1 pseudogene is annotated in these 284 nt (G+C 48.6%); it reads right to left on the bottom strand.

The window, feature by feature from the left end:
* Positions 1–284 (bottom strand): annotated as a pseudogene (locus K1T76_RS14895) (IS66 family transposase); the annotation flags it as partial.

The raw sequence follows: 284 nt of genomic DNA, 5'->3' as shown, positions 1-284 counted from the left end.
AGCATGCTGGCCTGAACGACTATCCTGAAAGTCATAGATCACCGCCTGAACTGGATTGTACTGTGTAGTGGCATAGGCCCAGACATAACCTTTCTTCGGTTTTTTATCATTCTCACCCATCCGCATGATGGTGACCGGTGTTTCATCTGCATGCAGCACCTGCTGTTGTAGTACCACCTCTTTTAAGGCATTGGCCAGAGGTTCCAGTTCTACACCGCAGCGACCTATCTGAGAAGCACTGCTTCGCAAGAGATAAAGTTGATCTAGAAAGTTCGATTCCCGCC

Source organism: Acinetobacter sp. PW68 (genome assembly GCF_020982655.1).
Taxonomy (GTDB): domain Bacteria; phylum Pseudomonadota; class Gammaproteobacteria; order Pseudomonadales; family Moraxellaceae; genus Acinetobacter; species Acinetobacter towneri_A.
This window is presented reverse-complemented; position numbering and strand designations above follow the sequence as displayed.